Annotated in this window: 22 protein-coding genes and 1 tRNA gene; 17 read left to right on the top strand and 6 right to left on the bottom strand. The window is 50.3% G+C overall.

The features are described 5' to 3' along the window. Window position 1 precedes the first annotated feature (1 nt). Window positions 2–1,900 carry a diguanylate cyclase gene (locus tag ACXAGR_RS03385; RefSeq protein WP_474841382.1) on the top strand — a complete coding sequence of 633 codons (1,899 nt, stop codon included), beginning with the start codon at window positions 2–4 and terminating at the stop codon, window positions 1,898–1,900. After that, window positions 1,897–2,895 (top strand): porphobilinogen synthase, encoded by a 999-nt coding sequence (gene hemB, locus ACXAGR_RS03380; protein WP_349589684.1) that lies wholly within the window; start codon window positions 1,897–1,899, stop codon window positions 2,893–2,895. The genes ACXAGR_RS03385 and hemB overlap by 4 nt, the downstream gene beginning before the upstream one ends. A 77-nt stretch (window positions 2,896–2,972) precedes the next feature. Here hemB and ACXAGR_RS03375 read toward each other — a convergent pair whose 3' ends face one another. Next, window positions 2,973–4,484, bottom strand: a complete 1,512-nt coding sequence (locus ACXAGR_RS03375; RefSeq protein ID WP_474841379.1) for a Ppx/GppA phosphatase family protein — start codon at window positions 4,482–4,484, stop codon at window positions 2,973–2,975. A gap of 5 nt (window positions 4,485–4,489) precedes the next feature. Beyond that, window positions 4,490–5,773, bottom strand: coding sequence for an ATP-dependent RNA helicase RhlB (rhlB, locus tag ACXAGR_RS03370; RefSeq protein WP_119502692.1), 1,284 nt, complete (start codon window positions 5,771–5,773; stop codon window positions 4,490–4,492). Window positions 5,774–5,873: 100 nt separating this feature from the next. On the opposite strand from rhlB, the gene trxA reads away from it, so the two are divergent. The 4 genes from trxA to ACXAGR_RS03350 all read left to right on the top strand — a co-directional run bounded on the left by trxA (window position 5,874) and on the right by ACXAGR_RS03350 (window position 12,190). Then, the gene (gene trxA, locus ACXAGR_RS03365) at window positions 5,874–6,200 is read left to right on the top strand and encodes a thioredoxin TrxA (RefSeq protein WP_119502691.1); all 327 of its coding nucleotides are present in this window, start codon (window positions 5,874–5,876) and stop codon (window positions 6,198–6,200) included. A gap of 422 nt (window positions 6,201–6,622) precedes the next feature. Beyond that, the gene (gene rho, locus ACXAGR_RS03360) at window positions 6,623–7,888 is read left to right on the top strand and encodes a transcription termination factor Rho (RefSeq protein ID WP_119502690.1); all 1,266 of its coding nucleotides are present in this window, start codon (window positions 6,623–6,625) and stop codon (window positions 7,886–7,888) included. Window positions 7,889–8,054: 166 nt separating this feature from the next. Continuing rightward, window positions 8,055–9,350 carry an amidohydrolase gene (locus ACXAGR_RS03355; protein ID WP_474848157.1) on the top strand — a complete coding sequence of 432 codons (1,296 nt, stop codon included), beginning with the start codon at window positions 8,055–8,057 and terminating at the stop codon, window positions 9,348–9,350. 38 nt (window positions 9,351–9,388) lie between these two features. Continuing rightward, window positions 9,389–12,190 (top strand): ATP-binding protein, encoded by a 2,802-nt coding sequence (locus ACXAGR_RS03350; RefSeq protein WP_474848155.1) that lies wholly within the window; start codon window positions 9,389–9,391, stop codon window positions 12,188–12,190. On the opposite strand, the gene nhaA is transcribed toward ACXAGR_RS03350, so the two are convergent. Then, window positions 12,169–13,407: a Na+/H+ antiporter NhaA gene (gene nhaA, locus ACXAGR_RS03345; protein ID WP_474848153.1), complete on the bottom strand. Its 1,239-nt coding sequence runs from the start codon at window positions 13,405–13,407 to the stop codon at window positions 12,169–12,171. The two genes, ACXAGR_RS03350 and nhaA, sit on opposite strands and share 22 nt — an antisense overlap. A 4-nt stretch (window positions 13,408–13,411) precedes the next feature. Then, window positions 13,412–14,290, bottom strand: coding sequence for a LysR family transcriptional regulator (locus tag ACXAGR_RS03340; protein WP_474841371.1), 879 nt, complete (start codon window positions 14,288–14,290; stop codon window positions 13,412–13,414). A gap of 209 nt (window positions 14,291–14,499) precedes the next feature. On the opposite strand from ACXAGR_RS03340, the gene purE reads away from it, so the two are divergent. From purE to ACXAGR_RS03310, 6 genes are all read left to right on the top strand, one after another. Continuing rightward, window positions 14,500–14,991 (top strand): 5-(carboxyamino)imidazole ribonucleotide mutase, encoded by a 492-nt coding sequence (gene purE / locus ACXAGR_RS03335; RefSeq protein ID WP_119502685.1) that lies wholly within the window; start codon window positions 14,500–14,502, stop codon window positions 14,989–14,991. Continuing rightward, the gene (locus ACXAGR_RS03330; protein ID WP_474841368.1) at window positions 14,988–16,133 is read left to right on the top strand and encodes a 5-(carboxyamino)imidazole ribonucleotide synthase; all 1,146 of its coding nucleotides are present in this window, start codon (window positions 14,988–14,990) and stop codon (window positions 16,131–16,133) included. The genes purE and ACXAGR_RS03330 overlap by 4 nt, the downstream gene beginning before the upstream one ends. A gap of 60 nt (window positions 16,134–16,193) precedes the next feature. Continuing rightward, a tRNA-Thr gene (locus tag ACXAGR_RS03325) sits at window positions 16,194–16,269 on the top strand. 121 nt (window positions 16,270–16,390) lie between these two features. After that, window positions 16,391–16,870, top strand: a complete 480-nt coding sequence (locus ACXAGR_RS03320; protein ID WP_474841366.1) for a copper chaperone PCu(A)C — start codon at window positions 16,391–16,393, stop codon at window positions 16,868–16,870. 125 nt (window positions 16,871–16,995) lie between these two features. Then, window positions 16,996–17,469: a Dps family protein gene (locus ACXAGR_RS03315; RefSeq protein WP_119502683.1), complete on the top strand. Its 474-nt coding sequence runs from the start codon at window positions 16,996–16,998 to the stop codon at window positions 17,467–17,469. Window positions 17,470–17,483: 14 nt separating this feature from the next. Further along, window positions 17,484–18,578, top strand: coding sequence for a PQQ-dependent sugar dehydrogenase (locus ACXAGR_RS03310; protein WP_474841364.1), 1,095 nt, complete (start codon window positions 17,484–17,486; stop codon window positions 18,576–18,578). A 77-nt stretch (window positions 18,579–18,655) separates the two neighbouring features. Here the strand turns inward: ACXAGR_RS03310 and ACXAGR_RS03305 are convergent, their stop codons facing one another. Then, entirely contained in the window at window positions 18,656–20,581 is a 1,926-nt protein-coding gene (locus ACXAGR_RS03305; protein ID WP_119502681.1) for an aminotransferase class V-fold PLP-dependent enzyme, read from the bottom strand. Between the two features lie 129 nt (window positions 20,582–20,710). Here ACXAGR_RS03305 and ACXAGR_RS03300 point away from each other — a divergent pair, with 129 nt between their 5' ends. Next, on the top strand, window positions 20,711–21,571 hold the full coding sequence (locus tag ACXAGR_RS03300) for a thioredoxin family protein (RefSeq protein WP_119502680.1): 861 nt from the start codon (window positions 20,711–20,713) through the stop codon (window positions 21,569–21,571). On the opposite strand, the gene ACXAGR_RS03295 is transcribed toward ACXAGR_RS03300, so the two are convergent. Then, a complete protein-coding gene (locus ACXAGR_RS03295; RefSeq protein ID WP_474848151.1) occupies window positions 21,568–22,011 on the bottom strand; it encodes a hypothetical protein in 444 nt (147 codons plus the stop codon). The two genes, ACXAGR_RS03300 and ACXAGR_RS03295, sit on opposite strands and share 4 nt — an antisense overlap. 165 nt (window positions 22,012–22,176) lie before the next feature. On the opposite strand from ACXAGR_RS03295, the gene ACXAGR_RS03290 reads away from it, so the two are divergent. The 4 genes from ACXAGR_RS03290 to ACXAGR_RS03275 all read left to right on the top strand — a co-directional run bounded on the left by ACXAGR_RS03290 (window position 22,177) and on the right by ACXAGR_RS03275 (window position 25,721). Further along, window positions 22,177–22,362 carry a DUF2065 domain-containing protein gene (locus ACXAGR_RS03290; protein WP_119502678.1) on the top strand — a complete coding sequence of 62 codons (186 nt, stop codon included), beginning with the start codon at window positions 22,177–22,179 and terminating at the stop codon, window positions 22,360–22,362. A gap of 129 nt (window positions 22,363–22,491) precedes the next feature. Beyond that, on the top strand, window positions 22,492–23,790 hold the full coding sequence (locus ACXAGR_RS03285; RefSeq protein ID WP_119502677.1) for an adenylosuccinate synthase: 1,299 nt from the start codon (window positions 22,492–22,494) through the stop codon (window positions 23,788–23,790). 91 nt (window positions 23,791–23,881) lie between these two features. After that, a complete protein-coding gene (locus ACXAGR_RS03280) occupies window positions 23,882–25,294 on the top strand; it encodes an aldehyde dehydrogenase family protein (protein WP_474848149.1) in 1,413 nt (470 codons plus the stop codon). Between the two features lie 10 nt (window positions 25,295–25,304). Next, window positions 25,305–25,721, top strand: coding sequence for a VOC family protein (locus ACXAGR_RS03275; RefSeq protein ID WP_474848147.1), 417 nt, complete (start codon window positions 25,305–25,307; stop codon window positions 25,719–25,721). Window positions 25,722–25,787 lie beyond the last annotated feature (66 nt).

The following is a 25,787-nucleotide window of genomic DNA, read 5'->3' as shown; positions in this document are numbered from 1 at the left end:
AATGCAATTGAACACGGGGATGGTCCGCCGGTACGATGAGTGGCTGATCGCAATAACGCTGGCCGTTGTTGCCTTGTTTCTTTATGTTGTGCAACCCTACATCCGCGCCGACGACCAACAGCAGCGCATTTCTGAAATTCGTTATACTTCCTCAGCAGCATCTGCTTTTTCCATTCAAAGTTATTCCGAAATAGCCGCCGTAGACTGGACGCCTGTGAGTAACCCGGTAAATCTGGGCATGCAGGACGGTGTATACTGGTTTAATTTCTCTGTCAGGCGTGATGCACTTTTATCTGAAGAAGCGTTACTCGAAGTGGCTTATCCGCTGCTGGACAACATAGAAGTCTCTTTTTTTACGCCCGAACAGCACGGCCCGGTGGCAACTCTCCACGGCGGCGATGCGTTGTCGTTTACAGAGTGGGATATACGTCACCCCTCCATGTTATTTACCATCCCGGCGGGCTATGCACAGCTGGATGTGGTGCTGAAAGTGAAAACTTCAGGGGCAGTAAGATTGCCTGTGCGTGTGTGGAATAAAACAGAATTCATCGAATATACCTCCAGCCTGAGTCATCTGATGGGGGCATTCTTTGGTTTCCTGCTGGCCATCGGGGTAAGCAACTTTTTCTTCTTTCTGACCACCCGTAGTGCCACATTTTTACTTTACACCGCTTACGTCATTTCGCTGTCGCTGACGCTGGCGACTCTGAACGGTCAGGCCTTTGCGTATTTGTGGCCGCAGTGGGGCTGGTTTGAACAACGGGCCGTCGCTATTTGTGCCAATGCCGCCATTATGTTTGCCATGCTGTTTTCCCGCTCCTTACTGGAAGTCTCTTCCCATAGCCGGAAAATTGATAAAGCACTGAAAGCGGTGGCAGCCCTGTTCGGGTTAAATATCATTGTCAGCCTGTTTCTGCCCTATGCATGGCTTATCAAAGTGTTTCTGGTAATGCTGGGGCTGGTGGTAATTTTTACCCCGGCCATCGGTATCCGGCTTGCCATGCGGGGGCACACCATCGCCAGGTACTATTCTTTTGCCTGGAGTATTTTGCTGGTCAGCGGTTTATCTGCCAGCCTGGATAATCTGGGGGTATTCAGCACCAGTATACCGTCCAATTATTTGCTGATGCTCGGAGCGTCAGTAGAAACGTTACTGTTGACGTTTATTATCGCCATTGGATACAGCCAGCAAAAAGAAACCGCCTTTGAATCGTCCCGTAAAGCCCTTGAGCAGGAAAAACTATCTGCACAGGCGCGGGAGGATTTGGTGGAAATTCAACGCCAGTATGCCGATGAAATGGAATACAAGGTGCAGGAACGTACCCTGGAACTGGAAATTGCACTGCGCGAATTATCACAGGCCAACGAAGAACTGGAGCGCCTTAACAGCATCGACTCACTGACAGGGATCCGTAACCGCAGGCACTTTGATAAACGCTTACTGGCAGAGAGCCGGCGCAGTCGTCGTGAACAAACTGAGCTTAGCCTCGCAATGATTGACATCGACCACTTCAAGTCGGTTAATGACGAGTACGGACATGCAGCGGGTGATGCCTGTATTTGTCACGTTGCCCGTTTACTGCAATCACAGTTACGCCGTTCGTCAGACGATGTATGCCGCTATGGCGGTGAAGAGTTTGGCATTATTTTGCCTAACACCGACATTGAGGGTGCCCGACAAGTCGTGGAATCCATGCGCAGAATGATTGAGCAGACGCCGGTTGAAATTGACGGGCAGGTTATTCAGCTGACGATGAGCGCCGGTGTTGCATGTGCCGTTATTCAGCGTGAAGCACACGAACTCGATTTACTGAAGTACGCAGACAGCCTGTTGTACCGCGCTAAGCAAAACGGGCGGAATCAGGTTGTCGCGGAAATCTTTTCTGGAGAATCATCATGACATTTTCACCTTTCCCGGCAAAAAGAATGCGCCGCCTCAGAAGTCAGGACGCATTGCGGGATATGGTCGCAGAGCACGTGCTCACGGTAAAAGATCTGATTTACCCTGTATTTGTTCTGCCGGGCAAAAACCAGCGGGAAGCTGTGCCTTCCATGCCGGGCGTTGAACGTTTATCTGTGGATTTACTGGTGGAAGAAGCCGGTAAGTGGGTCGACCTTGGGATCCCCGCTCTGGCGCCTTTTCCGGTTACGCCTATGGAGCTGAAAACTGATTGTGCGAAAGAAGCGTGGAATCCGCAGGGACTGGCACAGCAGGCACTGCGTGCGTTAAAAGACGCTTATCCGCAACTGATGCTGATGTCTGATGTGGCACTGGATCCGTTTACTTCCCACGGACAGGACGGCATCATCGACAAAGACGGGTATGTGGTAAATGATATTACCGTGGATGCGCTGATAAAGCAGGCCTTGTCTCATGCTGAAGCCGGCGCTGACATTGTGGCTCCGTCGGACATGATGGATGGCAGAATTGGTGCCATCCGCAATGCCCTTGAAGCTGACGGCCATCACAATACCTGTATCATGGCTTATGCTGCCAAGTATGCGTCAGCCTATTATGGCCCTTTCAGGGACGCTGTGGGCTCTGCTGCGAACATTAAAGGCGGGAACAAGAAAACCTATCAGATGGACCCTGCAAACAGCGATGAAGCTATTCACGAAATTGCCATGGATCTGCAGGAAGGGGCAGACATGGTTATGGTGAAACCCGGCATGCCGTATCTGGATATTGTCCGTCGTTGTAAAGAAGAGCTGAAGGTGCCGACTTTTGCCTATCAGGTAAGTGGCGAATACGCTATGCACAAGGCGGCGTTTGCTAATGGCTGGTTGAAGGAAGATGAAGTTATTCTGGAATCGCTGCTTGCATTTAAGCGGGCCGGTGCAGATGGCATTCTGACTTACTTTGCGCCGCAGGCTGCGCAGTTACTTAAGGGCTGAATGTCTACCGCCCGCTGACACATCTGAGAATGCCGGCCTGATACAGGGCCGGTTTCATTGCGCCCGGTAAATACCGGTCACAGGCAATGCAGCTTCCAACCCGCCCGGTGTTGTAACCAGGTTTCGTTGGCCAGCTCAGCGTTAATTAGCGGGTGGGCTGCCAGCCAGCCCTGCGGCAGGATCAGTGTCCAGTCATCACCGTCCACTTTCAGTTCTACCTCCGGAATGTGTTTGTTCTGACGACGCAGACACAACACAACGGCAATTCTTAACACCCGTAACAAGCCCTCCAGCATTGGCCTTACTTCTTCATGGTAATGAGAAAAAGTGTCTGACTTGATTGCGAGACGGTGACATTTTACCAGGTCCCGTATCGCCACACGCTGTAATTTGGTGTAACCGGGCAAATCGATATACGTCAGCAGGTAGGCACCATGCTCATGATGCTTTTTAAACTCAACATGCAGGCCGATTTCATGCAGGGTTGCTGCAGCCCCCAGCACGGCTTCAGTATCAAGGTGGCACAAACTGGTTTGCGCACATAACTGGTGACACAGGCGCAGTGCCAGTCCCCGTACTGACTCAGCATGGTGGCGGTCGATGTGAAACCGCTTCATAGTATGATTCAGGGTCTGGCTGCGGCGGTCATTTTCCTGCAGGTTGTCCAGCATGCCATAAATCAGTCCTTCCCGCAGTGCGCCGCCGGAAATATTCATATCACGGATTTTCAGGCGCTCGAACAGGGTGATCAGAATCGCCAGGCCACTGGGGAAAATCGGCTTGCGGGACTCTTCCAGTCCTTTGATGTTCAGGTTGTCGATATGACCACAGGCGATACATTCATCACGCAGTTTATACAGGTAATCAAGGCGGATAGCATCACTGATCCCCTGTGCGACCAGGATTTCTGTGATGGCTTGTGGTGTACCTGATGCGCCCAGACAGTTATGCCAGTCAAAGCACAGGAAGGTATCAGCCACGCTGTCCAGAAGGGCGTTGGCTTTCTGTTGTGCTTTATCGAAGTTGGCCCGGGTGATTTGGCCTTTAGGGAAGTGCCGTTCCATGAACGTGACGCATCCCATATCCAGACTGACCAGGTGGATAGGGTGCATATCATTGCCGATGATAATTTCGGTGCTCGCGCCGCCGATATCAATTACCAGGGAATTGCCCTGATTCGCGGAAGTATACGCAACCCCGAGATAAATCTGCCGCGCCTCTTCTTCACCGCTGATGACTTCCAGCTTGTGGCCCAGAATGGATTCTGCTTTGTGGATGAAATCCGCTGCATTTACTGCCAGACGCAGTGTTGCAGTCGCGACCACTTTTACATTGGAACGGGGGATGTCCTGCAGGCGTTCGGCGAATGTCTGTAAACACTGCCAGCCACGCTCCATGCTGACTTCATCCAGTTCCATATCGTCATTTAAACCGGCAGCCAGCCTGACTTTCTGTTTCACTTTACCGATGATTTGCACACTGCCGTTCACGACATGCACCACCACCATGTGGAAACTGTTGGAACCCAGGTCCACGGCGGCGTAGTACTCGCCGTGAACAACCGCATCATGTTGAAGTTCTGGCTGCATAGATTTTACTGGTTTGACGGTTTCTTATTGTTGCTGTTACGGCGACTGTTTCCACGACGGGACGAATTCCGGTTAGTCGGAGTACGCCGGCGACGGGGTTTCGGTGCAGTCACATCATCCAGTAATGCAGTTCTGTCAAATTCGGTAACAGGAATGGCATGCTGAATATATTCTTCAATCGCCGGCAGGTTCTGTGCGTACTTTTCACAGGCGAAGCTGATAGCGGCACCGCTGGCTCCGGCACGGCCCGTACGACCAATACGGTGAACGTAATCTTCCGCATCGTCCGGCAGGTCATAATTAAATACGTGGGTCACTTTATCAATGTGCAGACCACGGGCGGCAACGTCAGTGGCAACCAGGATATCAAGATTGTTCCTGGTGAAGTCTTCAAGGATCGACAGACGCTTTTTCTGCGGTACATCGCCGCTTAAAAGGCCTACGCGGTGACCATCAGCTGCCAGCCAGTCGTTAACCCGCTCACAACCGCTCTTGGTGTTTGCGAAAACAATGGCTTTATCCGGCCATTCTTCTTCCAGCAGAGTAAGCAGAAGAAGCATTTTATCTTCATCTGACGGGTAGAACAGTTCTTCAGACACCCGGGTGGCTGTTTTGCGTTCCGGTTCAACCTGCACGTGAGTAGGGTTGTTCATATGCTCATAGGCCAGTTCCTGTACGCGGTAGCTCAGCGTTGCTGAGAACAGCATGCTCAGGCGTTCAGTGGCAGCAGGCATTCTGCGGAACAGGAAACGGATATCTTTAATAAAGCCTAAATCGAACATGCGATCCGCTTCATCGAGTACGGCAGCCTGAATATTATCCAGCGAGAACACACCTTGTTTGTAGTAATCAAGAATGCGTCCTGTCGTACCGATAATAATATCTACCCCTTCTTCTAGCGATTCGCGTTGACTTTGGTATCCTTCGCCCCCATAAATGAGACCAAGTGACAGTCCGGTGTGCTCGCTGAGCGGCTTGGCATCATTATAAATTTGAACCGCAAGTTCACGGGTAGGTGCCATGATGATGGCGCGCGGTCCGGATTGACTACTGGCGTCATTTTGCGCTTTTTCCAACAGATGGTGGAAAGTTGCGACAAGAAATGCCATTGTCTTGCCCGTACCGGTTTGTGCCTGACCGGCGATATCCAGTCCCTCTAGCAGGGGCGGCAACGCAAGTGCCTGGATTGGAGTACAATGAGTGAAGTTTGCAGACTTCAATGCCTCAACAACTTTGGTATTGATGGGCAAGTCGGAAAAATGTGTTTCAGTTAAATGTGTTGTTTGCATAGCTTATAGCTTATCTGTGCTTGCATTAAAAAACGGTTTCTTATAACACTAATGGTAAAGCTGAGACAAATCAGCAGCAGACCAAATATTGGAGAAAAGAATGAGCGACAAAATTATCAAGTTAACTGACGACAAATTTGAAGCAGATGTTATCAATGCTGCTGGTCCTGTGCTGGTTGACTTCTGGGCCGAGTGGTGTGGCCCTTGTAAAATGATCGCACCAATTCTCGAAGAAGTTGCGACCGAGTTTGATGGCAAATTAACAGTTGGTAAGTTGAATGTCGATGAAAATAATGAAACGCCACCAAAATATGGCATTCGTGGCATCCCAACTTTACTGCTGTTCAAAAACGGTAATGTTGCTGCTACAAAAGTTGGCGCATTGTCAAAAACTCAACTGACAGAGTTCCTGAACGAAAACCTTTAATCGTTAACGGAACATCCGAATCAGAAAAACCTGCCGGTCTGCCGGCAGGTTTTTTATACTCTGTTCTTCTGCAATTTGATCCATCTCAACAACCGGTAATGGACATAACAGCATATTACCGCTATCACTTATATAAGCTGACAATGTAAACCTTCACATCAGTGAACGTGCGACAACTTTGTCTGTCAGATGCTGCTGTATGTGCCGGTTAGTGCAAAGTAAATATCGGGCATTAAAGTTTTTTTAACAATTGCGGCAAAAAAAGTGGACGCTCCTCAATTAAGGTGCTAACGTTTGGATATATGCTCAAACCGAGCAGCGTTCTGCTTAAGTCCGACCCGGACAAACATCTATTCCAACTATTTTTTTAATTTAGGGGCTAACGTCCCGTAAGCGAAGTCCAAGCACAAAGACCCACCAGTATGAATTTAACCGAACTGAAGAATAAACCAATTAGCGAGTTGGTTGCCCTGGCCGAACAGATGGGCCTGGAGAACATGGCTCGTGCCAGAAAACAAGACATCATCTTTTCAATCCTGAAAAATCACGCCAAAGGCGGTGAAGACATTTTCGGTGATGGTGTACTCGAAATTTTGCAGGACGGCTTTGGCTTCCTGCGCTCAGCAGATTCTTCTTATCTTGCCGGGCCCGACGATATCTATGTATCACCCAGCCAGATTCGACGTTTCAATCTTCGCACCGGTGATACGATTTCAGGAAAAATCAGACCACCCAAAGATAGTGAACGCTACTTTGCCCTCCTGAAAATCCGCGAAGTTAACTTCGACAAGCCAGAAAACTCCCGTAATAAAATCCTCTTCGAAAACTTAACTCCTCTGCATGCAGCCGACCGTTTGCGTATGGAACGGGGTAATGGTTCGTCTGAAGATATTACAGCCCGTGTTCTGGACCTGGCGTCGCCAATCGGCAGAGGTCAGCGTGGTCTCATCGTTGCACCGCCTAAAGCCGGTAAAACCCTGTTACTGCAAAACATCGCACAGTCTATTGCTGCAAACCACCCTGAGTGTGAGCTGATGGTTCTGCTGATTGACGAGCGTCCGGAAGAAGTGACCGAGATGCACCGTCTGGTTCGTGGTGAAGTGGTTGCATCAACCTTCGATGAACCGGCCAGCCGTCACGTACAGGTTGCGGAAATGGTTATCGAGAAAGCCAAACGCCTTGTTGAGCACAAAAAAGACGTGGTTATCCTGCTGGATTCCATTACCCGTCTGGCCCGTGCATACAACACCGTTATTCCTTCATCCGGTAAAGTTCTGACCGGTGGTGTGGATGCTAACGCTCTGCATAAACCTAAGCGTTTCTTCGGTGCGGCACGTAACGTTGAGGAAGGCGGCAGCCTGACCATCATCGCTACAGCGCTGATTGATACCGGTTCTAAGATGGATGAAGTTATCTACGAAGAGTTTAAAGGTACAGGTAACATGGAACTGCATCTGAACCGTAAGATTGCAGAGAAACGTGTATTCCCTGCTATCGACTTCAACCGCTCAGGTACCCGTCGTGAAGAGCTGCTGACCAGCCAGGACGAACTGCAGAAAATGTGGATCCTGCGTAAGATTGTTCACGAAATGTCTGAAGTCGACGCCATGGAATTCCTCATCAACAAGCTGTCGATGACAAAAACCAATGATGAGTTCTTTGATGCGATGAAGCGTCAGAAGAGCTAAATCCTCCCGGATACGAAAAACGGCGCCTGCATGGCGCCGTTTTTGATTCCGCATTGTTTGTTGTTTATCCCGCCTCAGCCGCATACCGGCGGGAGTGTTGTAAAACTGATTTTAAATTGGTGCAGATTCAGATAGGGTAAATATTCTTATAATAAGGAATATTAACATGCACACACGACTCCTCTCCGCCGCAGTCATGCTGGCGTTTTCTTCATTTTCACAAGCACAAACTGATGTGGCTGCGATGGCAGATAAAATCGAGCCTGAAGTGATCAAATGGCGCCACCATCTGCACGAAAATCCTGAGTTATCAAACCGCGAATTTGAAACGGCAAAATACGTTGCAAAGTACCTGAAATCTCTTGGACTGGAGGTTGAAACCGGTGTTGCCAAAACCGGTGTGGTGGCTGTGCTTGACAGTGGCAAGCCCGGACCCGTGGTTGCCCTGCGGGCAGATATGGACGGCCTGCCGGTGCCGGAAGAGAACGAGCTGCCATGGCGTTCAAAAGCCAAAGGTGAGTATAACGGTAAAGAAGTACCGGTAATGCACGCCTGCGGTCACGACACCCATATGGCCATGCTGATGGGCGCTGCAAAAATTCTGACAGAAATGAAAGATGAGCTGCGGGGTAAAGTGAAATTCATTTTTCAGCCCGCTGAAGAAGGTGCGCCTCCGGGTGAACTGGGTGGTGCTGAAGTGATGGTGAAAGAGGGCGTGTTGAAGAGTCCTGACGTGGACGTGATCTTCGGTCTGCATATCAGCTCGAATCTGGACATCGACAAAGTCAGCTACAAGCCGGGCGGTGCTATGGCAGCGGTTGACCCGTTCAAAATTGTGATCCACGGTAAGCAGGCCCACGGAGCGTACCCGTGGAAAAGTGTGGATCCCATCGTAACAGCGGCGCAAATGGTTATGTCACTGCAAACCATCGTGTCCCGTGAGATCAAGCTGATTGATGATGCTGCTGTAGTAACAGTGGGTGCCATTCATGGTGGTAACCGATCGAATATTATTCCCCGTGAAGTGGAACTGGTCGGTACTATCCGTACGTTAGACAAAGCTGCCCGTGAACATGTTTATGAAGCGATGGAGCGTAAGGTTAAAGGTATTGCTGACAGCATGGGCGCTGAAGCTGAACTGACCCTGCCACTGGACTACAGTTATCCCATCACTTATAACGATCCTGAACTGACGATGGAGATGTTGCCTACGCTGCAGCGTACTGCCGGTAAAGACGGCGCGGTACTGGCCAAAGCAGTAACCGGCGCAGAAGACTTCTCGTTCTATCAGGAACAGATCCCCGGTCTTTTCCTCTGGGTTGGCGGTAAGCCTCTTGATGTGCCGGAAGCGGAATCTCCTGCTCACCACACACCGGATTTCTACGTCGATGACAAGGGCATGAAGCTGGGTGTTAAATTGCTGACCAATTTAACACTGGATTACATGGCAAAGGCTGATTAAACTTTTCAGTTTCCCTTAATGCGTAGAGTTCATGCGGTATGCGCACATCAGAAACTGTAAAGTGGTTATTGCTGGTACTGTTCAGTGCCGGCCTTAACCTGATACCGCCGCCATTTATCAGTGGCGGCTTAACAGCATTCGGTTTGCCTGTTGCCGTGTTCATGGCTTTACGTATGCCTTCAGCGCTGTCCATTCCGGGCATCGCTCTGGCTATGGCACCGGTGTGGTTTATTCACGGTATTACACTGCCTGTTATTCTCTGCTCCGGACTGCCTCTTGTTTTAGTACTCTGCAGAAGGCGGCAATCGCCCTGCGAACCACTGAAATCCGGCATCGGGTTTTACAGTTCGCTGGCTGTACTGATCCTCGCTTTTCAGCAATGGAGTGAGCAAAACGGCTTTAATACCGCGGCATTTACCACCGTCTCAGTGACCTGGTTTTGCCTGTTATCTTCGGTGTTATCAGCGCACCTTGCCTACCTTTTTACCCGGTTGGCCTGGCACCCCGGTACATTTAAAAAAGACATTAATTTTAAATATCTGCTGGCATATTGCTTCAGTGCGTTATTCTTTCTGGCGGTGCTGTGCGTCAGCTATTCGTTTATCCATCAATATCAGCAGCGTCAGAAAAGTCAGATAGAGCTTTATATGGCTCAGCGGCTTCATGTGCTGTCCGGGCAGGTAAAAGATTTTCTCGACACCCATCAGCGGGCAATTAATTTTGCTGCCGGAACGCTCTCTGCCATGCCAGGTGCAACACAACCCGACGCAGTGCAAACCGATCGTTTACTGAGCGGGCTGGCTGAATCCAGTCCTGCCTTTCTTACCTTCCTGACGGCAGACGCGCAGGGTGAAATTACCCATGCATGGCCTGAAACGCTGCTGGCGAAAGCTGCTGATGCGGGCATGCTTGATGTGTCCGGCCGTGAGTATTTCTCACAGGTCGTCGCCAGCGGGACACCGTATTTGTCAGATGCGTTTCGCGGACGGGGGTTCGGACAGGACCCGATTATCGCCATGTCGGCACCGGTAAGCGGAGCAGACGGTGAAATTACCGGTATTCTGGAAGGGTCGCTATCGCTGTCATCTTTCAGTCGTTTCGAGAGCAGTAACATTAACGGCTTTATGTTGCTGGTGGATGACAGTGAAAGAAAGCTGGTGTACGGTTCAGAGGTGCTCAGTGCCCAGCCGTTAATGCCTTCGCCTCTGGGCAATTGCGACACCGGATGCGATGCACTGACTACGATTAATAACGAAACCTGGTTTGTGAGAAGTGTGCAGATAGACGGCAGCGGCTGGCATGTTCGAATCCTTTACAGCTGGCAGCGCTTTTTGCAACTCACCAACTCATCGCTGATTACTGTGCTTGAACTGCTGGCGGTATTTGCCGTTACCGGTTTACTGGCCGGCTTCACCCTGGCTTCTGTTGTTAACCGCCCCCTTAAAAAACTTATCGGCCAGTTTGAAGCCTTTGATCCTAATAACCGGGGCCGGGGAATCGTCCCTTCTGAGAGTTTGCCGGTAACAGAATTGCGAAGTCTGGAGTCAGCGTTTGATTCCATGCAGCGGCGGCTGTTCGATGCCTTTGATGATTTAGAGCACTCACGTGAATCTCAGCGCAAACTCAACCTTGAACTGGCAGAACTGAACCGGACACTGGCTTCACGGGTCGAGGAAAAGACCCTGCATCTGGAGGCTGCGGTGAAACAGGCGGAAGCGGCGAATGTGGCGAAATCTCAGTTTCTTGCCAACATGTCACATGAAATCCGTACACCGATGAACGGTATTATCGGCTCCTGCGATAATCTTCTGGAAGATGACTTACCGCGGGGCGCAGCAAGGCGCATTGGCATGATTGCCCAGTCTGCCTCCAATTTGTTGATGATCCTCGACAGCATTCTCGACTGGTCGAAAATTGAAGCCGGCAAAATGCAAACCGAGTCGGTGAATTTTTCATTGCAAAAAGTGCTGGAAGCATCATTTCATCTTCACCAGGATGCTGCCATTAATAATGGTGTGACTTCATCAATGACCTACCTTACGCCACTGCCCGAAATGTTATGTGGTGATATGGGTAAGCTGAGTCAGGTACTCAATAACCTGCTGAGCAATGCGGTGAAATTTACTACAGAAGGGGAAATCACTGTTCTGGCTGGTTTTGAAAACGGGCTGCTGACCCTCACCGTTAAGGATACCGGCACCGGGATCGCCCCTGAAAAACTGGAACATATCTTCGAGCAGTTTGCCCAGGCAGATGCGTCTACTACCCGTCTTTATGGTGGCACGGGTCTTGGCTTACCCATCACCAGAAAGCTGGTTGAACTGATGGACGGAACCATAGAGGTGGCTTCAGAACCCGGTGAAGGCACAAGTTTTACCGTTACGCTCCCCTTTGACATCGCTGAAGCGGAGCCTGAGGCAGAGAGTGAGCCGGATGCGTTTATTCCAGATAATCTGAAAGTGCTGGTGGTGGAAGATAACGATATTAACGCCCACATCGTAGTGGACATGCTGAAAAACAAAGGGATCCGGTGCGTACGTGTGGCCAACGGTAAACAGGCCGTGGCAGCGGTGCGTCAGATGCAGTTTCACATTGTGTTGATGGATTGCCAGATGCCGGAAATGGACGGGTTCGAAGCAACCCGAGCTATCCGCGGGCTTGAGTCAGAGAAAGCGGGCATTCCCGTGATTGCACTGACAGCCAATGCCTTCGTAGATGATCAACAGGCTTGTCTGGCTGCCGGTATGAATGCTTATCTGAGTAAGCCGGTTAAGCGCCGGCAATTACTCAGCATGCTGGCGCAAACCTGGAAGACGCACTACGGCTCAACCGGCGGCTGAACATCTTTGGCTGATTTCTGATTCGGGTTACCAATAAAGCGCAGGGCCAGGTAGCCAAGCAGGCCGGATACCAGTGAACCCGCCAGTATGCCCAGACGTTCATCAAAGGCTTTTTCCGAGCCGCCGAATGCCAGCGAACCGATAAACAGACTCATGGTAAAGCCGACACCACACAACAGGGCACAGCCGTATATATGTCTGAATGACAAATCTTCCGGCAGATTGGCAAACTTCATTTTCACCGACAGCCATGAAAATAAAAACACGCCAAGCTGCTTACCGATAACCAGACCAAAAAATACCCCCAGGGTTACCGGATGCGTCAGTGCGTCCGCTTCCATCTCGCTAAAGTTAATGCCGGCGTTCGCAAAGGCGAAAAGGGGCAGGATGACAAAACTGACACTGCTGTTCAGGCTGTGCTCCAGATGAATGACCGGTGAATATTCCGGGTCCTTTTTATCGCGCATCGGAATAAATGCAGCCAGAACAACACCCGCCAGAGTGGCATGTACGCCGGATTTAAGCATGGCTGCCCACAGTACCAGCCCGATTAATACATAAGGGGGAATGTCGGTAACGTTGCGGCGGTTCATCCAGAAGAGTACGGGTAAACATACAGCCGCTACAATTAATGCAGATAAAGAAATATTATCTGTGTAGAAAAGGGCGATGATGACAATGGCGCCGATGTCATCAATGATGGCCAGCGTGACCAGAAATATTTTTAAACTGGCGGGTACTCTGCTGCCGAGCAGTGCCATGATCCCCAGTGCAAAGGCGATGTCTGTGGCGGCCGGAATGGCCCATCCTTCCACGGCATTTTCAGCACCAAAAGTCAGCGCAAGGTATATGGCAACCGGTATAATCATTCCGCCTACAGCACCGGCAGCCGGCAGTACAATATTTTTAGGATCAGACAGGCCGCCTTCACATACAGCCCGCTTTAGTTCCAGCCCGACATGGAAAAAGAATACTGCCATCAGACCATCGTTAATCCACAGCAGCAGGGCTTTGTCAATTTCGAAGCTGCCGGCGGCCACCGTCACCTTCATATCAAGAAAATCTTTATACACGCCATTTAGCGGCGTGTTGGCAATGATCAGGGCGAGAAGGGTGGCTCCCATCAGAATGATGCCTGCTGACGCATCCCTTTTCAGAAATGACTGTACGTCAGAAACGATTTCTTCAAGGACATTCTCTACGCCCGTTTTTGCCATGTGATTACTCCACGTTTAATAAAGCCTTCTGAAATGCCTGAGCTGCCAGGCTTATCTGACGGTGTTTTACGGTTACAGCCTGCCAGTGGTTTACTAGCGGGAAATCATTGATGTTGAGGACCCTCACACTGTCCGGCGGCGTGTGCGCCAGAGTGTGTTCGGAGAGAATCGCCAGACCCAGCCCCGATGTGACCGCAAGACGAATCGCTTCGTTACTTTCAATAATCATGGAATTCCGGAACACCAACCCTTTGTTGTCAGTGTAATCCTGAATCGCGCGACGCGTACCGCTGCCGTATTCCCGTAGTAAGAATTTATGATTAATGAGGTCTTTTAGATCACAGTTATCCGGGCCGTCATAGTCAGGCGGCGCGATAACAACCAGCTTGTTTTGTAAAAATGGCGTACAGATCAGATTGTCGTCCTGGGGCGGCTGACTGAAAATGTACACGTCATCCCGGTTGTGACGCATGCGCTCGATAATATCCGCGCGGTTGCCCACCGTGAAACGCACTTCAATATTAGGATGTTGCCGGCAGAACGGGCTTAAAATGGGCGGAACCACATATTTAGCTGTCGTTACGACTGCCAGCTTCAGGGTACCGATTTCCACCCCTTTCAACGCATGGATCTGACTTTCCAGTCTGGACTGAGAGCCCAGCACTTCCTGTGCACACTGATAAACGGCTTCTCCGGCTTCCGTCATTTTCAACTGGCCGTATGTCTGTTCGAATAACGGCATGCCTACAATACCGGACAACTTTTTAAGCTGTAACGAAACGGTGGGCTGAGAAAGAGAAAGCGCCGAGGATGCCGCAGTGATAGAACCGTGATCGACAATGCTCTGGAAGACCTCCAGAAGACGAAATGTCAAAGATTGCATAAAGACTCCCTGGTTCATGCAAATATAAATAATTCACTATTGATAGTAATAAAATATAACGAAGGATCTATTTATTACAGTCTTATCATCGCAGGTAATGTGGGTATTATCAGATTTTATGCTAAAATCGCGTGCTTTCTGATCCGCCTGATTAATTTCACATCAAACAGCGGGTCTTACCAACGTCTCAAACCATGGGGAGTCACACGATGGCTAAAGTTGCTATTGTCATGGGGTCTACGTCTGATTGGCCGACAATGCAAAACGCGGCGAAGATGCTTAAATCGTTCGGAGTGGAATTTGAAGCAAAGGTGGTCTCTGCCCACCGTACACCTAATCTGCTGGTGGAATTTGCCGAAACTGCACATGACGAAGGTTTCAGCTGTATTATTGCCGGCGCCGGCGGAGCCGCGCATTTGCCCGGCATGATTGCTGCCCATACCCATCTGCCTGTTTTTGGCTGCCCCGTGAAATCAAAAGCGCTGAACGGTATTGATTCTTTGCTATCCATCGTACAAATGCCTAAAGGTGTTGCTGTAGGCACACTGGCCATTGGTGATGCCGGTGCCGCTAACGCCGGTTTGCTTGCTGCTCAGGTTGTGGCGTTGCAGGACGAAGCGGTACGGGACGCGGTCATTGCATTCAGAAAAACACAAACAGATACAGTACTGAGCAACGGTAATCTGGAGCTTGATGAATGAGAGTATTGGTGTACGGCGCAGGTCAACTTGCGCAAATGATGTATCTTGCGGGCTGTCCGCTGGGTATTGAAGTGCAGGCTGTTGAAGTCAGTAATGACACGGTTGTACACCCTGTCAGCAAGCGTCCGCTGGATATCAGTCTGGCGCAGGCCATAGAGTCTTCAGATGCCCTGACAGTTGAATTTGAGCACGTGCCGGAAAGGCTGCTTGAGCAGGCCAGCAAAACAGAAAAACTCTATCCGTCCATGAATGCCATCCTGGTCGGTGCAGATCGTGTCAGAGAAAAGCGTCTCCTTGATGCGCTCAATGTACCCAATGCAGCCCATCAGGTAGTCACGTATATCGACGAGCTGGAAGATTGCGTATCGGCACTGGGCGATAAGCTGATCATCAAAGCCAGCCGTGACGGTTACGATGGTTATGGCCAGTGGCGTTTAATGAGCGAAGAGCAGCTTCCCGAAATCAAACAGGCGCTGAGCAATCTGGATCTTAAAAAAGTGCCACTGGTGGTTGAAGCCATGGTGAACTTTGATCGCGAATTGTCGCTGGTTGGCGTGCGGGATAAAGACGGTGACATCAAGGTGTACCCGCTGGCTGAGAACCTGCACCACCAGGGGCAGCTGCATGTGTCTGTGGCACCGGCTCCGTTCGTCTCTGAAGCGTTGCAGAAAAAAGCTGAAGAAATTTTCCGCGTGCTGGCTGAAGGCATGAACTATGTGGGCGTGCTGGCGGTGGAAATGTTCCAGTGCAAAGATGAATTGCTGGTCAATGAGCTGGCGCCGCGGGTACATAACTCCGGCCACTGGTCGATGAGCGGCAGCGACACCAGTCAGTTTGAAAATCATCTGCGCGCAGTCACCGGTTTACCGTTAGGGGATACAGAAGCCCGCGGCCCCAGCGCCATGGTTAACATTATTGGTTGCAGCAGCTTTTCCCGTGATCTGTTGAAGATAGCCGGCTGTCATTTGCACTGGTACGGTAAAACCGTCCGTGAAAAGCGCAAAATGGGCCATATTAACGTGACGGCAGCATCCTATGCTGAACTGGGAAGTAAGCTTGAAGAGCTTGGCCAGTATGTACCTTCAGAGTATTTTCCTAAACTGGGAAAAGAAGCGCGTAAACTTAAGCAGATAGAGTCTTGACAGAAAAAATTCTGTCGCTAGAATACGCATCCGCTGTTCGCAGCAAGCTTTAGAGAGTGTGCCGACTTAGCTCAGTTGGTAGAGCAACTGACTTGTAATCAGTAGGTCGCCAGTTCGATTCCGGCAGTCGGCACCATTCTCTCTGCATCCGCTGAAAATTCTTCGTTTTCTTGCAGTAAATCAAACTGCACACTTCCTAAATCAGGTTATCTCTCCTAAGATGGTGTTAAACCAACGTCTTTCACCGGAGCGAAAACGTGTCTGTGCTTTTCAGACTGTCAGTCTGTTTACTGGCATTGTTGTTAACTTCTGCAGCGTCTGCGGCATCACAGTTTGAACTGACAAACACGCAGGCAAGAGCAACCTTTCCGATGGCTGAAACAGCCGCTGTCTACACCACAATCACGAATCACTCAGATCAGCCGGTTACCCTTGTCCGCGCCAGTGTCAGTGAAGATCTGGCCGCACAGGTGCAAATACATTCAACTGTCATGCAGGACGGGATGATGAAAATGCGTCAGTTGCAAGACGGGGTCACCGTCGCACCCGGAGAGTCTGTGGCTATGCAATCCGGCGGTACGCACTTTATGCTGACCGGATTAGTCTCAGGACTGGAAGCCGGTTCAGCTTTTCCCATGACCTTATATTTTAGCGACGGGTCTGAACAGAAGGTGACAGTGCCGGTCGTCAATGCATCGGAAACAATGCATCACCATCATCATGGTAATGATCACTGACCGTGAAAAACGCATAGAAACAATTGAACTGACTAATCTAAAAAATAGATTTTATTTATTTTTATCGATTGCTATTATTGAATCATGACGATTCAAAAACAATTTATTCCACTAAGGAGTGTACGATGAGCAAGATTGATATTGGTATTTCAGAAAACGATCGTTTCGAGATTGCCGAAGGGCTGAAAAGATTGCTGGCAGACTCTTATACCTTGTACCTGCAAACGCATAATTTCCACTGGAACGTCACCGGACCACAATTCCGCGAACTGCATCTGATGTTCGAGGAGCATTACACCGAGCTGGCAACTGCTGTGGATGATATTGCCGAGCGCATCAGAACGTTAGGTGTTGCTGCGCCGGGTACCTATAAGTCATTCGTTGAGCTATCTTCTATTGAAGAAGTTGAGGGTGTGCCGGAAGCGTCTGAGATGGTACGCTTGTTAACACACGGTCATGAGGCCGTTGTGAAAACATCCCGCAGTGTGCTGAAGCTGGCACAGGATGCCGATGACGAATCTTCAGCTGCCCTCGTTTCAGACCGCATGCGTGTACATGAGAAAACCGCATGGATGTTACGGGCGATGCTGCCTCAATAAGGTATAAAAATAACATGACGACATCATGGACTAAATCGCTGTGCCTGGCCGCTGTGCTGGGCACAGCTTTTTCTGCTCAGGCGACAGAACTGAATGTAGAAGAACTGACTACCGGCCTCTCTCACCCCTGGGGAATGGCTTTTTTGCCTGACGGTAAAATGGTGATCACCGAACGGGCAGGGAACATCCGTATTTTTGACAAGACTGCCGGCCTGAGTGCCCCGCTGAAGAATGTACCGGAAGTGGCTGCTGTGAATCAGGGCGGATTACTGGGTATCACCGCCGATCCTGACTTTGCAGACAACCAGACCATTTACTTTTGTTACAGCAAACCGGGTGAAGGTGGCAGTAGCAGCAGTGTCAGCAAAGCTAAAATCGCCGGAGACAGCCTGACTGATGTCGAAACCATCTTTTCAGCCTCACCGCTGGTGGATAACGGTTTTCACTTCGGCTGCCGGGTAGCGTTTGATAATGAGGGGCATTTGTTCGTCACTCTGGGCGATCGCTACAAGTACATGAAAGAGGCGCAGAACACCGGTAATCATCTGGGTACGGTGGTGCGGATCTGGCCTGACGGTTCTGTACCGGAAGATAATCCGTTCATCAAAGGTGACGCGCCGCAGGTGTACAGTTACGGTCACCGTAATGTGCAGGGCCTGACAGTTCATCCGCAAACCGGTGAGGTCTGGGCAATGGAGCACGGTCCGAAAGGCGGTGATGAAGTGAATTTGCTCGGCAAAGGTAACAACTACGGCTGGCCGCTGATCACTTACGGTATTGATTACAGTGGTGACATTATTTCTGACAAAACAGAAATGGAAGGCTTGGAGCAGCCCGTTGTTTACTGGGATCCGTCTATCGCGCCGTCCGGCATGGTGTTCTACAACGGTGACAAATTCCCTGAGTGGAAAGGTGATTTGCTGGTGGGGTCACTCAAGTTTACGCACCTTCGCCACATTGACATGGAAGGGGGAAAACCCGGCGAGCAGACAGAATATCTCCGTGACAGAAACGAACGTATCCGTGATGTGATTGAAGGGCCTGATGGCTATTTATATTTGCTGACCGACACGCCGGAAGGCAAGTTGCTAAAGGTATCACCAAGGTAAACTGGCTGACTGCTGTTGCCGGCTCTACTCTATAAAGCGAAAAGCTCACCGGACGGTGAGCTTTTTTGTCTGCAGCGCTATTCGCCCTGCACGTATAATTCACCGTCGTATAAGCCCTGGATGGTGAGCTTCTGATTGGCCAGTGAACGCAGATAATCAATATGTTCCTGCTCGATTAATTGTCCGGGCACGATCAAAGGAATGCCCGGCGGATAGGGCGTTACCAGTCCCGCTGCAATACGGCCGGCACTTTCCTGCCAGGGAACCGACTCACGTTTGCTGAAAAACGCCGTTGAAGGCAAGGTCACAAGATTAATCGGCGGGATCTTCGCCGGCATCACCGCACGGCTCTTACTGCGGTTCAGGCTGACACTGCCTTCATCCAGTTTCTTCAGCGCATTGTACAGGCGCACAATCTTCGAGCGCATGCCGCCAAGGGTAAGCAGAACCAGGATCGTGCTGTGTGTGAACTTCTCGATTTCCAGACCCACTTCATCCATCAGGAAGCGGTGAATTTCATGGTTCGAATAAGACAAGGCTGAAACGTCGATAAGAATTTTCAGGGGATCATGACCCATATTGTCTTCTTCAAAATGGTCAAAGGCCTGTGCAAAATCTTTTGATTCCAGAATACGGATGCGGCTGAAGCGCGATACCTGCTCCTTAAGTTCCGCCACGTTGCTGAGCAACTCATTCAGTATTTTGTAGCCTTCCATCTCCAGTTGCTGACGGCACACGTCCAGCGATGCAATCAACTGATACTTGGGTGAGGTGCTGGTATGTATGCTGTAAATCTCTTTGAAGAAGTCGATATCGAAATCCGGGTCATTCACGTGAATGAACGACGCCTGAGAGAATGCTGATACCACTTTATGCGCCGAGTGCGTCACGTAGTCTGCACCGGCGTGAATGGCTGAATAGGGTCTGAAATGCGGGTGGAATAAGGAATACGCAAACCAGGCTTCGTCGATGAATACTTTGATACCGTACTGGTGGCCCAGGTCTACAACCTGTTTCAGGTCGGTCAGCAGTCCGTCGTAGGTACAACCCGTCAGCACAATGAGTTTTGCATCCTGGTTGGCTTCAATCACTTCTTTCAGTTGTGACAGTTTCGGCGGTGAGAAAATGCCGTAATCAGGGTTAAAAACGCTGTCCAGATACACCGGCATAGCGCGTGCCTGCACAATACCGTAGTGCACGGATTTGTGACAGTTACGGTCGGCGATCACTTTATCGCCTTCACGCAGCAGGGTTTGCAGAATAATTTTGTTGGACGTCGATGAGCCGTTAGTCACGAAATACGACTGGCGGACTTCAAAGGTATTTGCCAGTGCAGACTGGGCACGGCCAATGGCATGGGTACCGTCAGATAAAGAACCCAGCGAGTCAACGCTTACCGACAGGTCGCTGACAAACACATTGCGGCCGAAGAAACGGTAAAAATCACTGATATAAGGCGAGTTACGGAAGCTGGCACCGCCACTGTGACCCGGCGTATGCCAGGAGTCGTTGGCTTCCAGTACATACTCTTTGTAGGCAGTCCAGAATGGCGTTTCATTGCGGTCGTCAAAGTCGTTAATGATGTAGCCGAGGATCGATTCCGGATCGGAGATAATATCGTTGCGGTAGAAAAACGACTCCATGCCGCTGGCCTGGTTAACAATATCCAGCCCCTTAATGGCATCTCCCAGTACATAAACCGGTAATTCCGGGCGGATGGCTTTGATGGCCTTGATGACCACCGCATTGTTGTCTACTTTGCCTTTGCCTTCGCCACCGATTTCAAATTGCCTGACTTCGGTGTCCCAACTGAATACCACGGCCTGAATTTCTCCGTCGTTGTGAACAGAGTCCAGGGCTGTGGCGACAGAGCTGGCTTCAACGACCGTGATCTCAATGTCTGGCCTGTCGAACAGCTCGGTGGTGGAACGGATGCTGGTGGAAAGCTGCTCCAGCAGCTCTGCTGAGTCTTCAATGATCAGAATTTTCAATTGGGGGAGCATAGTAAGAATAAATCGTTCCTTAAAAAGTCGTGGCAGTCAGTGTAACGCTGAACTGTATGGTTGTCAGTCTTGCTTTTGCAGCTAACGCACCCATATCATTGAGCAAATATTCAGAACAGGCAAATACGCATGGATAATTTAGTTGCGAACAATACCGTTGATATCACTCCGGAGAATTTTCAGCAGGTCATTCTGATGGATTCACGGGAAAAAGTGGTACTTGTGGATTTTTGGGCAGAATGGAGCGAGGAGTCGAAAAGTGTTTCTCCCATACTGGCAAAGATCGCGTCTGAATACGGTGATAATTTAATTCTTGCACGCGTCGATTGTGACCAGCAGCAGGAAGTCGCGGCGCAGTTCGGTATTCGCAGTCTGCCCACGGTCATGGTAGTGAAAGACGGCCAGCCGGTGGACGGCTTTGCCGGCGTTCAGGGCGAGGACCAGATCCGCGAGTTCCTGAGTAAGTACCTGCCAAACCCGGAAGATGAATTACTGGCGAAAGCCGGTGAGGCCATTTACGAAGGTGATTATGCAACGGCATTCCCGTTTGCCAAACAAGCCTTTGAAATGAACGAAGGGAATATTAACGCCCGTTATATGTACATCGATTGCCTGGTGGAAACCGGTTCGGTGGATGCTGCAAAGGCGCTGCTGGCAACGATTACTCTGGTCGATCAGGATAGTCGCTATCAAACGCTGACCGGTAAAGTTGAACTGGCAGAACAGGCTGCTGAGTCTCCGGAAATTCAGCAGTTAACCGCACAGGTAGAAGCTGAACCCGATAATCTGCAATTGAAAGTGGAATTAGCGGTGCAGTTACAGCAGGCCCATAAATCTGCCGAAGCACTGGCATTGTTGTTTACTGTGTTAAAGACAGATTTGAATTTCGGCGAAGCGAAAAAGTTGATGCTGGATATGATTAATGCATTGCCGGATGGTGACAGCCTGAAGTCTGAGTACCGCCGTAAGGTTTACAGTCTGCTCTATTAATCGTTGTCTTGTGGGGTTTGCTGCGGGTAGGGTGTAAAACCGCCTTCAGCAAGCCAGCACAGCGCTTCGAAGTAGCTGGAAAAGTAAGCCCGTTCGTAATTTGTTCCGCGAATGTCTTCCCGCAGGTGTGGATGGGTTCGTTCAATTTGAGCACGCTTCACCATGCCCGCATCAAGCACATAGGCAGATCGCGTCAGACCCATGGTGATGTTCTTCTTTATTCCCCTTGCCAGTACATTCTGACATTCAGGCGTAGACAATACCCAGCGGCGACCGTCCATTATGGCTCCCCAGGGTTCATTGTTAAACCCTTGCGCCATCCGGTGAATATCCTCTGTCATGGCCTCTGCTGTGGCTTTATTCCAGGCACCCGTTGCAAACACTTCAAGCAGGTTGCCCGAAACGTCGAGTGCATAGTGTCCCTGAAGAGGAAATCTCATTGGTTATCCTTTAATGCATAACTACAGTATTGATATAGCAGATATTTTGAGGTTTTGTGACAAAATATAACTGGTCAAATGTGTTAACGTTGTCTCCGGTCAAAAGATCAGGCGTCATCAGGGTTGTGCATCAGCAACCAAAACAAACTTAATGAGGAGAAATGCATGGACTGGTTATGGCCGGCACTGGCTATTGTTTGCATTGTTGAAGGGCTGGGACCGTTAATCATGCCTGACCGTTGGCGATTATACCTGCTTTCTGTGAGCCAGCAATCGAGCAATAGTCTAAGACAAGTCGGAGGAGTGCTGGTGGTGATTGGCGTCGTCAGCCTGGTGTATCTATCCCGTTGAACAATCGTTAATTTATAAAAAAATAATATGGCTCAGACCATGTCTGTCTTATTTTTGCGCATAAAACAGATGATCAAAGGTCGCAATCTTTGGTAGAATCCCCGCCTAATTTTTTTACACACTAGATTCATGGCAAAGAACGTTGTGGTACTCGGCACTCAATGGGGTGACGAGGGTAAAGGTAAGGTCGTAGACCTGTTAACAGATCGCGCAAAATACGTGGTTCGCTATCAGGGCGGTCACAATGCCGGTCACACACTGGTAATCGACGGTGAGAAAACCGTCCTCCACTTAATCCCGTCCGGTATTCTGCGTGACAACGTTACCTGCATCATTGGTAACGGCGTGGTGTTAAGCCCGGAAGCACTGATGAAAGAAATTACCATGTTGGAAGAACGTGGTGTGCCTGTGCGGGAACGTTTAAAAATTAGTGAAGCCTGCCCGCTTATCCTGCCTTATCACATTGCACTGGACGTGGCCCGCGAAAAGGCCCGTGGCAGCAAAGCAATCGGTACAACCGGTCGTGGCATCGGTCCGGCTTACGAAGATAAAGTGTCACGTCGTGGTCTGCGCGTTGGCGATCTGTTCAACCCTGAAGATTTCGCGGCAAAACTGAAAGAAGTACTGGACGTACATAATTTCACGTTGACGCAATACTACAAAGAGCCGGCAGTGGATTTCGATGAAACCCTCAAGCAGGCGCTGGCTGTGGCAGATATCCTGAAAGCCATGGTTGTTGACGTAACCGACGAACTGGACAAAGCCCACAAAGCGGGTTTGCCAATTATGTTTGAAGGTGCGCAAGGTACACTGCTGGATATTGACCACGGTACATACCCTTACGTTACGTCATCTAATACCACAGTAGGCGGCGTTGCTACCGGTGCCGGTTTTGGCCCGCTGAACCTGGATTATGTATTAGGTATTGTTAAAGCGTACACAACCCGTGTTGGTTCCGGTCCTTTCCCTACAGAACTGGCTTGCGATGTTGGTGAGCATCTGGGCGTAAAAGGTCATGAGTTCGGTGCGACCACTGGCCGTAAGCGTCGTACCGGCTGGTTCGATGCCGTTGCGATGAAACGCGCTGTGCAAATTAACTCAATCACCGGTTTCTGCTTAACCAAGCTGGACGTACTGGATGGTCTGGAAACTCTGCAAATCTGTGTAGGTTATAAAGACGCAGACGGTAACGTGAAAGACGTTCCGCCTATGGCTGCTGATGGCTACGACCTGGTTACTCCGGTTTACGAAGAAATGCCGGGCTGGAAAGAGACAACTTTCGGCGTTACTGATTTCGATAAGTTACCTCAGGAAGCGCGCAATTATATCGCACGCCTTGAAGCCATTACCGGCGTGCCTGTTGATATCGTATCAACGGGGCCTGACCGTAACGAAACTATCGTTTTACGTCATCCTTACGACGCGTAAGCGAAAAGATAAATACCTGAAAAGCCTGCTTCCGAGCAGGCTTTTTTGTCGGTAAAGTAAACCACTGAATGCTGAACAGGGGAGTGAATCAATGCAAGTTGTAACTGATACCGGTAATGCGCCCTCTAAGGAGGCGGGGGATTACGCTGCAACGTTCGCTGCGCTGCGAAGCACCTTTTTCACCAACAAAACCCGTGATATCAGCTGGCGCAAACAGCAGTTGCTGGCCCTTAAGACCATGCTCGTTACCCATGAGCAAGACATTCACCGCGCCCTGAATCAGGATTTAGGCAAATGTGAAACAGAAGCCCGTACTTCGGAAACCGGCTTTTTACTCTCTGACCTCAAGCACACACTCAAACATATCGACAGCTGGGCAGATTTACGTCACGTATCTACGCCCCTGGCGGCCCAGCCGGCCCGCAGTTATCTGCAACCGGAGCCGTTGGGTGTTGTGCTGATCATCGGGGCGTGGAATTATCCTGTGCAATTGCTTTTAGCGCCGCTGATTGCGGCACTGGCAGCGGGTAATTGTGCCATTGTTAAACCGTCAGAACTGGCCCCGGCATCATCAGCATTAATGGCCAGCTTGCTGCCTCAGTATCTGGAAGAAGACGCGGTGGCGATTGTTGAAGGGGCTAAAGAGGAGACACAGGCTTTATTAACCCTGCCTTTCGACCACATCTTTTATACCGGTGGCGAAGCGGTGGGCAAAATTGTAATGTCTGCAGCAGCGAAACACCTTACGCCGGTTACCCTGGAGCTTGGCGGGAAGAGCCCCTGTATTGTTGACGCCAGTTGCAGACTGGACGTCACCGCCAGGCGGATAGTGTGGGGTAAGTGGATGAACTGCGGCCAGACCTGCATCGCCCCGGACTATATCCTGATTGAGAAAGGGTTTGCTGAAGCGTTTCTAGCCGCCCTTGAACGGGAAATCACTAAGCAGTACGGGCCTGAACCTTTGCAAAGCAAAGATTACGGGCATATCGTCAATACCCGTCATTACGAAAGACTGTGTCAGCTCATTGCGGATCTGCAATGCCGTATTGGTGGCGAACGGGACGACGGGAAACGCAAGCTGGCCCCGGCTGTGGTGTTAAATCCTCCGGCAGACAGCACGCTGATGCAGGAAGAAATCTTCGGCCCGGTGTTGCCGGTCATCGAACTGGAGAACATAGAAGACAGCATTGGCTTTATCCGCGGGCGGGCAAAACCTCTGGCGCTGTATCTTTTCAGTGAAGATCACGGCTTTCGTGACAAAGTACTTACGCAAACCAGTGCAGGCAGCGTGTGTGTGAACGACACGATGATGTTTATGACCAATGCCAACCTGCCTTTTGGCGGGGTCGGCGGCAGTGGCATGGGGCGCTATCACGGACAATATGGCTTTGATACGTTCAGTCATCTCAAATCTGTGATGGTAAGAGCCTCGAAGTTTGATGTGCCTGTACGCTACGCCCCGTATTCCCGATTTAAATTATGGCTGTTGAAAAAATTATTATAAAGGAGAGCACATGCCTCAACCGTTTCATCTTGCAATTCCCGTTGACGATTTAGCCGCTGCTGCTGCGTTTTACGGAGACTTACTGGGCTGCGAACGCGGGCGCAGCGACACCCGCTGGATTGACTGGAACTTCTATGGCCATCAACTGGTAACTCATTGCGTTGATGCCATGCCCTCTGCACCACAGCACAATGAAGTAGACAGTCACGCTGTTCCGGTGCCGCATTTCGGTGTGGTGCTGGATATGGCAGACTGGCACAAACTGGCTGAACGGTTAAAAGCGGCAGATTTGTCGTTTGTTATAGAGCCTTACGTGCGCTTTAAAGGGGAACCCGGCGAACAGGCGACCATGTTTTTTCATGATCCTGCAGGCAATGCGCTGGAGTTCAAGGCGTTTAAATCGCTTTCTCAGTTGTTCGCTGTGTAACAGGTATAAAAAAGCGCAGCGTTGTGCTGCGCTTCATTAACCGGGCCGCTGAGCCCGTGTAAGCTG

The organism is Alteromonas sp. ABH4_457, from assembly GCF_056160625.1.
The sequence above is the reverse complement of the archived record's forward strand: the minus strand, read 5'-3'. Positions and strand labels throughout refer to the sequence as shown.